Origin of the sequence: [Leptolyngbya] sp. PCC 7376, assembly GCF_000316605.1 — a bacterium.
GTDB lineage: Bacteria > Cyanobacteriota > Cyanobacteriia > Cyanobacteriales > MRBY01 > MRBY01.
Genome location: NC_019683.1, coordinates 702,931 through 715,144 on the forward strand (window position 1 = coordinate 702,931; position 12,214 = coordinate 715,144).

9 protein-coding genes are annotated in these 12,214 nt (G+C 44.5%); 8 read left to right on the forward strand and 1 reads right to left on the reverse strand.

Annotated elements, in window-relative coordinates:
- Positions 1-34 precede the first annotated feature (34 nt).
- The 8 genes from LEPTO7376_RS03180 to LEPTO7376_RS03220 all read left to right on the forward strand — a co-directional run bounded on the left by LEPTO7376_RS03180 (position 35) and on the right by LEPTO7376_RS03220 (position 10,660).
- Complete coding sequence (locus tag LEPTO7376_RS03180) at positions 35-844, forward strand: phage baseplate assembly protein V (protein ID WP_015132824.1); 810 nt, start codon at positions 35-37, stop codon at positions 842-844.
- Positions 845-1,228 (forward strand): GPW/gp25 family protein, encoded by a 384-nt coding sequence (locus tag LEPTO7376_RS03185; RefSeq protein WP_015132825.1) that lies wholly within the window; start codon positions 845-847, stop codon positions 1,226-1,228. It begins immediately after the preceding gene.
- The gene (locus LEPTO7376_RS03190) at positions 1,225-4,884 is read left to right on the forward strand and encodes a baseplate J/gp47 family protein (protein WP_015132826.1); all 3,660 of its coding nucleotides are present in this window, start codon (positions 1,225-1,227) and stop codon (positions 4,882-4,884) included. The genes LEPTO7376_RS03185 and LEPTO7376_RS03190 overlap by 4 nt, the downstream gene beginning before the upstream one ends.
- Positions 4,881-5,843 (forward strand): baseplate J/gp47 family protein, encoded by a 963-nt coding sequence (locus tag LEPTO7376_RS03195; protein ID WP_015132827.1) that lies wholly within the window; start codon positions 4,881-4,883, stop codon positions 5,841-5,843. The genes LEPTO7376_RS03190 and LEPTO7376_RS03195 overlap by 4 nt, the downstream gene beginning before the upstream one ends.
- 21 nt (positions 5,844-5,864) lie before the next feature.
- Positions 5,865-7,454 carry a phage tail protein gene (locus LEPTO7376_RS03200; RefSeq protein ID WP_015132828.1) on the forward strand — a complete coding sequence of 530 codons (1,590 nt, stop codon included), beginning with the start codon at positions 5,865-5,867 and terminating at the stop codon, positions 7,452-7,454.
- A gap of 50 nt (positions 7,455-7,504) precedes the next feature.
- Positions 7,505-9,916: a hypothetical protein gene (locus LEPTO7376_RS25535; RefSeq protein ID WP_015132829.1), complete on the forward strand. Its 2,412-nt coding sequence runs from the start codon at positions 7,505-7,507 to the stop codon at positions 9,914-9,916.
- Between the two features lie 23 nt (positions 9,917-9,939).
- Complete coding sequence (locus LEPTO7376_RS03215; protein ID WP_015132830.1) at positions 9,940-10,371, forward strand: hypothetical protein; 432 nt, start codon at positions 9,940-9,942, stop codon at positions 10,369-10,371.
- A gap of 70 nt (positions 10,372-10,441) precedes the next feature.
- Positions 10,442-10,660 (forward strand): hypothetical protein, encoded by a 219-nt coding sequence (locus tag LEPTO7376_RS03220; protein ID WP_015132831.1) that lies wholly within the window; start codon positions 10,442-10,444, stop codon positions 10,658-10,660.
- A 42-nt stretch (positions 10,661-10,702) separates the two neighbouring features.
- Here the strand turns inward: LEPTO7376_RS03220 and LEPTO7376_RS03225 are convergent, their stop codons facing one another.
- Positions 10,703-12,190 carry a protein kinase domain-containing protein gene (locus LEPTO7376_RS03225; protein ID WP_015132832.1) on the reverse strand — a complete coding sequence of 496 codons (1,488 nt, stop codon included), beginning with the start codon at positions 12,188-12,190 and terminating at the stop codon, positions 10,703-10,705.
- Positions 12,191-12,214 lie beyond the last annotated feature (24 nt).

Sequence of the window (12,214 nt, forward strand, 5' to 3'; positions counted from 1 at the left end):
CTCCTCTTCCCTGTTCTCTCACTCTTTCCTACCCATGATTGGCCTAGACTTAATCGCCCTCGAACAACCCCAACAAAAGATTTACGGCATGGTCATTGGCATTGTCACAAACAACCAAGATCCTGAAAAGTTGGGGCGCATTAAGGTGAAATTTCCGTGGCTCACCAACGCGGAAGAAAGTAAGGAAGGGGCAGAAAGTGATTGGGCAAGGATCGTCACTCCGATGGCTGGAGGCGATCGCGGCATGTTTATTTTGCCGGAGTTGGAGGATGAGGTTTTAGTCGCCTTTGAGCAGGGGGATATCAGTCAGCCCTATGTGCTTGGGGCATTGTGGAATGGTGTCGATAAACCGCCCATAGAAAAAGATGAAGATGAAAAAAATGACTTGCGTGTTTTTAAATCTCGTAATGGTAATAAGGTGATTTTTGATGATGCAGAAGGCAAAGAAAGAATCGTCATCCAGGATAAATTAGGCAAAAATAAAATCGTCATTCAAGACACCATTATGATCTTTAATGACAAGGCAAAAGAACTTAAAGATTTAGAACCCGATAAAGCACAATTTACCCTTGATGCTTCTGCCACTCCTGTGAAAATTACTGTAGGTAAGGACCAAGATTTTCTCATCGAAGGAACAGGTAATATTACGTTTCAAAATCCTGATAAAGACTTTGCAATCGAATGTAAAAATTTCACGCTAAAAACCAGTGCTAACACTACCATTGAAGCTGGAGGTAATGCTGAGATTACTGGAGATAAAGCTGCCTTTGAAGGAAAATCTGGGATGGATTTGAAATGCTCCTCTGGCGTGAAAGTAAATAGTAGTTCTTTGGAGGTGAGTTAGATGGATATTGATTTTCTCGGGGTCGGGTGGCGATCGCCTCTTATCCTCGAAAAAGGATCATTCCAAACGGCTCGCTACGAAGCAGCTGTACAGCAATCAGTGTGGATGATTCTCAGTACTGCCAAAGGAGAGCGGGTGATGCGTCCCACTTTTGGTTGTGGCATCCATGACCGCGTTTTCTCGCCTAATAGTTCTGGCACTGTGGGTGAAATTGTTAACGATGTGCGGGAGTCTTTGACGGAATGGGAACCCCGCATTGATTTACTGGATGTTGATACGACGGCTGATGAAGAAAACCCTAATGTTTTGTTGATTCGGGTGCATTATCAAGTGCGGACAACCAACAATATTTTTAATCTTGTTTATCCCTTCTATCTACAATGACTTCTTCGCCACCAAAAATTGATCAACGGCGTTATGAAGATGTCGTTCAACAGCTCTGTTCTCTCACTGAGAGATATACGGCAGAGTTGCAGATTGTTGACGAATTGTTATTAGGAAAAGTTTTAGCTAAAGATGTTTTTGATAGTGAAGAGAATCTGATTATTTCAGCACATAAAACAGTAGTGGAAGTTGCTAATGAAACGACACAAGTTGCACTAGATGATTTGCTAGAAAGCGGCATTGAAGAAGTTTGGATAAAGCGTTGGCATTCAGAGAATATAGATGCTGGGAAAGCACTAATTCGGATTTTTGGAAATATGGTTGCGACGGTTAGCGATCGCCTTAATCGTGTGCCAGAGAAAAATTTCCTCAGCTTTTTAGATCTGATCGGCTCACAACTTAAACCCCCAGAAGCGGCAAGGGTTCCTCTGACATTTCAGTTGGCGGAAGGGACAAAAAGTGATGCTTTCGTACCGGAAAATACCCCTGTTGCAGCACCTCCCAGCGAAGATCAAGCTGATGAAATTATTTTTGAAACGGATCGTCCCCTCGTGTTGACTCCAGCCCAACTCCAAACGGTATGGATGCAAGATCCACGTACCCAAACTTGGAGCGATCGCCTTTCTGCTGCCACTGGAAATACTAGTACTGCCTACGAAGCTTTTGCTGGAGAACAGAACGTTGCGCACCATCTCTATGTCAGTTGCCCAGAGATTTTTGCGTTAGAGGGATTGAAGGCGATCGCCCTAAAGATTACGAGTAAAAATAACACCCAAGCGAAACAACTTAAACAACTCAGTCCCACTTGGGAAACCTGGCAGTCAGGGGTGTGGCAAAGTCTCGAACCAACCCGCAATAATGTGCAATCGCGAATTTGGAATCTTGGCTTTACGGATGTGCCAACGCTAAAAACGACTACCTACCACGGGCAAACGGCACGCTGGTTACGGGCGACATTAACCGGACATCCTCAAAACACACCAATTATTAATGGCATTGACTGCACGGCAGAAATTGTCCGTGAGAATTTAATCCCCACCAAGGCTCTGAGTAATGATGTAGCGGTGGATTTGAGCAAAGATTTTTATCCGTTTGGGGAAGAGTCTGCCCTCAATGACGCATTTTACGTGCAGCTCCAAACTGAGTCGGTGCATCCTAATGGCAAGGTCACAGTTGAAATCGATCTCTCGGAGGCAAATGAAGTAACAGCTGCGGATGTGACAGTGCAATGGGAACTCGGTGATGGTTTGCAATGGCAAGCCGTGACCTTTTCGGAAGGTGATATTCAGTTTTATGGTGGTTTGAAACTCACTGCTACGCTCACCCTCCCTGAGACTTTGCCGGAACTGAGTACGGTCGATGGGGAAACGGGCTATTGGTTGCGAGCGAGAATTACGGAGGGCTTTTTTGGCATTCTTCCGAAGGCACGACGCTATCCGATTTATGATGAGTTGACTATTGTGGGAACCCAAGCCAATATGGGTCGCAATCAAGTGGTGGTCGATAGTGCAGACATCCTTGAAGTGGGCGATATTGTGCGGCTGTATCCCATCACCACAGGGGAAACTTACCAATATCCCGAAGAGCATGAAATTACGGCGATCGCCTACGACACGAAAACAATTAGCCTCGACACAAATCTAAAACAGACTTTGGCAGTGGGAACGCGAGTTTTACGGAAAACCATTGCGAGTGAAACACCAACCCCGATCCATGAGCCACCCCAAGTGAAATTTATTCGGCTCAGCTATGATTTCGTGCTGACACAAACCGCAACCATCGCCGCTGAAAATAATTTTGGGTATGCGATTGGCACGCCTTTTCAAACCCAACTTGCTCGCAGTGCTCAAGTGGGCGATCGCCATCTAGATTTAGACAAGATCGATCATTTAGATGTGGGGGAAATTGTCACTACGCCCGACGCGAATTATCAAATTATTGGCATTATGCCCGCCGCGAAACGGCTTTTATTAGGTAAGGCGATCGCCAAATACACGCCAAAATATAGCGAGATTACAAGAGAATTTCGGCCTTTTGTGGGCATTGCTGAAACTGAACCAACATTGTATTTAGGTTTTAATCAACCGTTTAGCAACAACACAACGACCCTATATTTCCAGATTGACCCACCCGATCCCGATATGGAACCGGATTTCAGTGGAGATGCGCCACAACTGGTTTGGGAATATAGTAGTCCGCAGGGTTGGCAACGCCTCGGTGTGCAGGATGAAACGAAAGGATTTTCGCAACGAGGCATCGTTCAATTTATTGCGCCAGCGGATTTTTCTGTGTGGCGATCGCGGAATCAAGAACAAGCGTGGTTGCGAGTGCGATGGGTATCGGGAGCCTTTCCCATTCCACCTCAGATGCGCCGCATTTTAACGAATACCACCTGGGCAAATCAGGCCACAACCCTTACATCTGAAGTGCTTGGTTCCAGTAATAACAACGCCGACCAAATTTTCTATACTCGCCAAACTCCAGTGCTGATGGGCGAAACTTTAGGGGTGCAAGAGGATGAAATCCCGGAGCAATTGTTAGGGAAAGATTCTCTAAATATCGTTAAAAATGACCTCGGTGAAATCGAAGAAATTTGGGTAAAGTGGCAGGAAGTACCGGATTTCTATAGCTCACGATCAGGCGATCGCCATTACACCTTGGATCGACAGAGCGGCAAAATTCAGTTTGGGGATGGACAAGCGGGTTTAATTCCGCCAGCAGGGCAACAAAATATTAGATTGGCACGCTATCAAACGGGCGGTGGCACACAGGGTAATATTGCTGCCAATACGGTCACCCAACTGAAAACCACCATTCCCTATGTGGCGAGTGTGATCAATCTCGAAGCGGCAGGCGGTGGTGCAGAACAGGAAGCGCTGACATCATTAAAAGAACGTGCCCCCAAACAATTACGCCATCGTGATCGCGCCGTAACCTTACAGGATGTGGGCGATTTAGCCTATGAAGCCTCTACCGAAGTCGCCCGCGTGAAAGTCCTCACACCGGATTTACTCACACCGAATTTCAATGCGATTAATGAACAATTTTGGGTCGATCCTACTGAGGAATTTGCCGACTTTGAAACATTGCTCGATAGCCAAGCCAAGAAAATCAATAGCAATGCAGAACGGGATTTATTGACCGCATCTCTACGCAATCTGCAAACCCAATGCGGTTCTGTGCAACTGATCGTGTTGCCCCAAAGTGGCGATCGCCGACCCACTGCAAGCCTTGGATTATTGGAAGATATTCGTACTCACATCGAAAATCGCGCCGAAGCGTCGATCAATGTGTTGATGGTTCCACCGCGTTGGCAGGAAGTGAAAGTTCGTGCGGAGTTGGTACCTGTCTCTCTCGATGAAGCTGATCGCATTAGTCAGGAAGTGTTGGAAAGATTAGACGAATTTCTCCATCCTCTAATGGGCGGAACTGAGGGCACTGGTTGGGAATTTGGTCGTTATCCCCATGATTCAGACCTCTATGCCCTCTTGCAATCTTTGCCGGAAGTGGACTTTGTGCGATCGCTCAATATCGAGTTAGTAGAGGCTGAAGGCAATGAAAATCAAGCATTGGGAGACTTCGACGAAACGACTTTGATTTATTCTGGCCGTCACAATATCACCCTTGTTTCACCCCGAGGAGGACAATCCCGATGAGCTTGCCATTACCAAACCTCGATGATCGCAACTATGCCCAGCTCGTCGAAGAGGCGATCGCCCAGATTCCGGTGGAATATCCTGAGTGGACGGATCACAACCCCTCCGATACGGGTATTGTGCTGATCGAAATGTTGGCGTGGCTCACGGAAATGGTGCTGTATCGCGTCAATCAAGTCCCTGACCAAAACATTGCTAGTTTCCTGAGTTTGCTGAAGGGAGAACCCTATGAGCTACCCATTAATCTGACTCCTGACCAGCAACAGGAACATCTTCAAACCGAAATTCGCACCACCCTATCGCAGCTCCGTCAACGTTATCGAGCGATCACGACCCCAGATTTTCGTCATTTAATTTTGCATGAATGGACGCGTCAAGCCACTGCGACTGATCTCACAGTGCAACGGGTGAAATGTTTACCCCAACGTAATCTCACTTCCGTAACGCCCTATGAAACAGCGAAAAGTCATATCAGTTTGGTGATTGTGCCCAAACAAACAGAACAACTCACCGCCAATCCCCTTTCCCAAAATCCCCGCAAGCTATTTGAGTTTCTCGATGCTCGTCGCTTACTGACTACTCAATTGCATGTCATCACTCCAACCTATGTGGCGATCGCCCTGGAAACAAAACTGATTTTGCAAGACGGTAGCCAACCCGAAACTGTGAAAAAACGAGCCCAACAGGAACTGAGTTTATTTTTCCATCCCACCCAATCCGGTCGATATTGGCAAGGGAAAGGCTGGCAGTTTGGTCGTAGTGTCTATATCTCTGAGCTATATAGCCTCTTGGATCAGGTCGAAGGCGTTGATTATGTTAGCGAATTAATCTTGCGAGATGCTGAGAGCAATGACGTTCAAGAAGTTACCTTGGCACCCGATCAACTAGTCGAATTCACCCTAGAAAGGAGCCAAATTTCAACAGTTGTCCAAGTGGGCAATGAAACTCGCGAGATTTAATACACCACTCATTAAAAACTGATGACGCTCAACTCAAACCAGCCCAATAGCCAATACATTAATTATCTACCTCCAGTACTTCAGGAAGATCAATTGCTGTCGCAGTTTCTGTTGAGTTTTGAGCAAGTTCTTACAGGTTTTGAAACAGCACCTCAAGCTGCCTCAATCATTACATCTGATACCGTTTCACCGCCGGGCTTAGAAAGTATTCTCGATAATATTCATCTGTACTTTAGCCCCCAAGAAACACCTTCAGAATTTCTGCCATGGCTAGCGGGATGGGTTGGCTTAAGCCTACGAGATGAATGGGATGTAAGAGTTAAACGAGAATTTATTCGGCAGGTTATTTCTCTCTATCAATTGCGTGGCACAAAAATTGGCTTAGAAAAAGTCTTAGCCTTGTACTTAAAGAACTCTGGCTTTGGCGATAAAGTCAAAGTTTTTGAACATTTTGAACATTTGCCTCATTATTTCCAAGTTCAGCTAACTTTACCCGACCGCGACCCAGAAAAATATTGGCGGCAAGCTCGCATTGCCAAGGCAATTATTGACCAAGAAAAACCAGCTCATACCTATTACACGCTGAAAATTCTTGTGCCGACGATGCAGATCACAAAGGATGTGCAGCAATATTTCAGCTTTACGCTTATTGATCCGCCTCAAAAACGAGTTTTCAATCTGACTGTGACGATTACGCCCGATGCTAAAAACCCCGAAAAAGATCTGAATTGGATTGCTCAACAATTAAAAATTCACTTCGATAATGGAATTGAATCAATTAGATTCCCGACTCGTAAAACCATCATTCAAGATGAATCCTTTGCACTGGAATTTCAAACGACACATCAACAATTCTTGAAATCTCTTGATGGTTTTAAATTGACTATTTCCAACCAAACCGATAGTAAATTTATGGGGACGATCGCCGTTGACGTTAGTTACCAACTTAATCGTCAGAATGTAACCAACCGCATCTATACAGAGCAGCTCAACCTCAATCCAGTCCTACGAATGGTCGATTCTAAAGATGGTCGAGGAAGTAGCGTTATTTATGGCGATCGCGATCCTGCTGGCCTGATGATTACTGATGCGATAGAAGCTGAGCCGATTCCATTCTACTTATTCGATGATCCTGAAAAGCAAGTTTTTACGATTGATACTCGTATTATCGTCGAATCCGCTATCGAAACCGTGAACCAAGATGATGAATCCATCGAGCAACCTGTCGAAATTACGCGAGATTTAATGTTTAAACTTGGGGCGACAATTCGTGAGCAAAACTCTAATAGTTATTTATTAAGTTCTCGCCCAAATATTGAAAATAATATTCTCTCTTTTCAGAAAGTTGTAACTCATGAACAATTTCTCAAGACTGTCGAAGGTTATCAACTTAGATTGAAAAATCTTAGCCTTAAACAGCTGTCTGGAGAAGTACAGATTGATGTGTCATTTCAATTGAATAACGAAACTGTAACCCATCGGATCCTTACACAATCCTTTAACCTTGCTGCCCTAGGAGAATATGATCGAATGCAAATTTGTCAACGAAATGAAGCTGGTGAAATCATTGCTGGCAACACTATCCTAGGAACCACGAGTCAAGCTATTTGATCTATCGAATTTATTAATTTCTTTTCTGTTTTTTTAGGAGTACAAAACCAATGCCTGCTAAGCAAGATTTTACGAACTTTGCCACCGAGCGACCGAATTATTTCCCTGGTCAATTTCTCCTAGAAGATGATTTTGAACTTCAGCATAAATACCTCGGCGATCGCCAAACTTATCATAATCAAAGTTTGCAGGTTTCAGGCATCCTTGAAGGCTTGGAAGTTACACCAATCAAAGATAAAAAAGAAGTGGAAATTGCTGCTGGTACAGCGATTGATAGTGCAGGTAATCTACTAGTCTTAAAAAATAAACTCAATTTTTCTGGTTTTGGGGAGCTGACCAAAGGCACTTTATTTATTCAATTCATTCAAGAGAAAACTAATAAACAACAGGAAGAAATCGCCGAAAGCTTTACTCGCTGGACAGAAAATATTGTTGTCGGCATTGCTGAAACGCTAACCGACGAGGCGATCGCCTTATGTAGCTACGAAACTATTGGCGATGACGAAGTCCGAGTAGACAGCGCTATCAGTGAATATTCCGGTGTCTATCTTCCCAATGCCACTAACCAAAATTTATCGCTACGCTCCGGCGGTACGGCAAACCCTAGCCTCGCTGTTTTAAATGGCAGTCTCAAAGTAACTGGCGATGCTGAAACTCTTGGGAATCAAGCAATTGGTCAAAATCTGGATGTAGCTGGAAAAGTGGCAATCGCCTATGAAAGCCAAGATGCAGACGGCGATGCTTTGACAATTGGTTCCACCTTACGGCTAGGACATAACCTTCAATATGGCTGGGTACAATCTCACGGCGGCAAGCCCTTAGCTGTCAATCCTCTTGGTAACAACGTTGGTATCGGCACAACAGATCCACAAGATATTTTAGAAGTTGTCGCCTCAAGTAGTGGTAAAGCATTGACATTACGAGGTAAGCCAGATGCCACATCACCGATGCTGACATTTGCGAATCCAGACAATCCACAAACTACCGTCATCACCCCAAGAGATAGCGACATTCTCAACATTGAGTATGGCTCTACCACACCTCTAAAAATTGAACAGTCAGGCAAAGTCACAATTCCCGGAGAGATTTCCGCAGGCAATAAATTGACAGTTGCTGAAACATTAAACCTTGACGGCGCTAAACAACTTATCTTTAGCGATGCAGATACCAGTAATAATCTCAAGGTGCAATTGTGGTCTGGCTATGGACTAGGCATTAATAGTGACACATTATTTTATGCTGCTGATGGTAACCACTCATGGCGTAATAAAGATGGTGTTACTGAACGCATGAAATTAACGACCGCAGCTGGAGGAGGCCTTGCTGTCTATGGCACTGGAGATTCATCATTTGCTGGCAACCTAAGCATTAGTAAAACATTAACTGTTTCTGGAAGCACAGCAGTTAACGGAAATTTGACAATTAGTGGCGAGGCCTCCCTTGGCTATGAGGTTGCGGTGACGAACTTTGGTGCGAAACTTAGTTCCGGTTTTTACGAAAACAGTGGCGATCCTAATGCAGTAGGTGATGTCCCGGATACTAGTCATACTTGGAGCCATTTAATAAATGCGCGTCATAGTAACCGCAACAATAACAATCAGCTCCAAATTGCAGCTTCCTATGCTGTAAATGATCGCCTATTTTTCCGGAAAATCTCAGCATCTGGAACCAATAATCCAAGCTGGAATGAAGTTGCGACAAGAGGTACCAATACTTTCACTGGACAACAAATATTTCAAAATACGATAAGTGGTGCTCCAGAAGGCTACATCAAAGCACAATTTGTTTTGAGTGGCGGTGGAGTCGTTTCTTGGGGGGGGATTAATGGACGCTTGAAATGGACACAAAGGTTCATTGCGATCACAATGCAAAAGTCGACATTCTTCCCGGCTGGACATATCAATATTACTCAACCCACAACCAGTATCCCGAAGAGTAATGTCCATGATGGCAAAGCACGGTCAGCGACGGCAGCAGGGGTACTGCTTAAAGATTGGGAAGCTTTATATGCAGTTCACACGGTTAAAGGTGATCAATCAGCCGTTTCCTATCGGATTGTTTATTACAACAAAAATTTCAATCCGCCGAGTAACTGGATTCTTGTTGCTGTTGTGAATAATGATAATGGCTCAATTAAGTTAGGTAGTGGTCAAATTATTCATAAAGCCCAACGAAATGATTTTGTGATTGCTGGTTTTGTGAACTCAACTGGCACTATCGTTGGTGGTAGTGGTTTTACGGCAAGAAGAAGAAGTAAGGGATTATATGACATTACTTTTACTCGCCCATTTTCGACTCGACCTGCAATTGTTGCTGCACAGCATAATGGGGATGGTTCTAACACCAGAGATAATGCCATTGTGACTGTTATTAATGCGGGTAATTGTCGGATTAAAACTGGTGACGGTAATGGGAATGCAAGCGATCGCCACTTCTGTTTCTTCTGTATGGGAGCGGTTTAAAGCAGTATTCACAACAATAAATTATGGGCGATTTTATTGTCATTACGGGTGATCAGGCAATGTTTGATGGGTCTTCTTTTGGGGATGCGAAAGTTATCGCACCACCAGGGATTATGTCAGGCAAAGGCAAAGCTAAAATTACAGGGAAGCCTGTCTGTATCGATGGGGATGAACTCATGGTTGTGGTGCCAGGCTGTGTTTATACAACGTCGAAATGTACGATTCCCGGTAGTGGCACTTTATTTATCAAGTCTTTGGCAGGTGATCAAAAGGCAAAAAAAGTAAAGTCGGGTGGTAAGCCTGTGATTCTGAAAGGGTCACAATTTGATGCCAAATTTATGGTTCTAGTTCCTGCAATGCAACCATCTGCACCCAGTCCTATTCCCGATACGATGTTGCAGTATATGGGTAAAGGTTCGTTTCAAACGACAAATTCAAAGGTTAAGGGTTCCTAAGTTTCGATTCGTGTCCTGAAATTACGCGTTTAGAATATTTCCAGTGCTGTTTTATCTTGGACAAAAAGTGATGAAAGAGAAGTTAGAAAAGCGTTTGGCTGAGCTAAAGCAAGAGTATGACTCTGGCCAGAAAATGATGGCTGAGCTGGAAACAAAACAAAATAATCTACGCGATACTTTGCTGAGAATTAGCGGTGCAATCCAGATTTTAGAGGAAGAGTTATCGGATGAACCGAGTGAAGAGAGTAATGGTTCTATGGTAACTTCTTCAGAAGAATTAGTAGGTTAGTTTAGAGGTTGGCGATCGCCACAATTTATCCTGAATATCTACTTATAGAACCTTTTGCAATAGCCGATAGATAACTGTAAATAGTAAAAATATCACGACAAGACTAGCTCCTATCATCACAGCGGTGACAATAGCTGTCAGAAAATCAATAGTGGCAAGGTATATCGACAACACAATGCTCAGTGGTGCGATCACTAAAACTAATCCACTCGGAAGTGTTTTGCGGATAGTTCCAAAGAGGATTCCTCCCATGGACGCACCCCAGAGACCAAGACCTAAATTCCAACCAAAGATTCCTGTCGCAATGAAATAGAGCAGCGTCCCTTCAAAACCAATAAAGGCAACACCGAGAAGGGATTTCACGAGTGAATCCCCATTATTGGGTTGAGGTGTTTGAATTGCGCGAGGAGTCGGAGCGACAGTCGGGGCTGTTTGTTTTTGTTTTTTGGGAGCTGGTGTCTGTGGACGAGTGGGTTTAATCGGTGGTGCTTTAGGTTGGATTGAAGTGGGTTGTGGTGGTAGCTGACTATAGGTTAGGGTCCGTTTTTTGGTTGCAGGAAAGGGTGGTGGTTTAATCTGTAAAGTCTTTAAGACTTCTTTCGCGGATGGGGGGCGATCGCCGGGGCTTGACTGCAACATATGATCCAGAATGGCCGTGAGCGACGGACTAATCTTGGCAAATCGCTTCCATTGCCACGTATTACTGTAGGCATCAAAAAGCGTTTCCGGTGACTCATTTGTTAGGAGCACAATGCAAGTGACCGCAAGGGCATAGAGATCTGTTGCCGGAAACACTTGGGCCCCACGCATCTGTTCTGGCGGCGCATAACCCGGAGAATAAATGCCCGTTGATCTTTTGGATGATGAACTATTTGCCGCGACACCGACTGCGACTTCCTTAACCGCACCAAAGTCGAGGAGATAGAGCAAACCATCTTTGCGACGCATAATATTTGACGGTTTAATATCACGGTGAATCGTGCCTTCAGCATGGACAAAATCCAAAACTTCTAGCATCGTCCCCAAAATTTCTAACACCGCTGTTTCCGAAAATTTGCCTTGTCGTTCCAGCTCCTGCTCTAAATCTTCCCCTTCGATATATTCCTGCACCAGATAAAAATATTGGCTATTTCCTGAACCATTTATGGCTGGGACAATTAACGGAAAAAATGCAAATAGATCAGGGATATGTTGATGGCGATTACCGATGCGCTCTAGGACATGGGCTTCCCGTTCAAATAAACCTTGTGCTAAGGCAAGCTGATCATCATCGAGATTTCCCACTGGCTGGAATTGCTTCACCACACATTTTCGCATCGTCGGTGTATAGCGATCGCGCGCCAAGAATGCTGCCCCAAAGCCCCCTTGACCTAATAATTTTTCAACGAGATAACGACCCCCCAAAATAAGGTGCATCCCACAAGTCGTGCAATATTTTTGCTGGGCTGTTTTCAGATGGGTTGGATCATCGAGATCACTGAACTGATTAATGGGTTGACCGCAATTAGGACGGGTACAGAGGATCTCCATGGGGTTATAGACCGGGATAGAAGA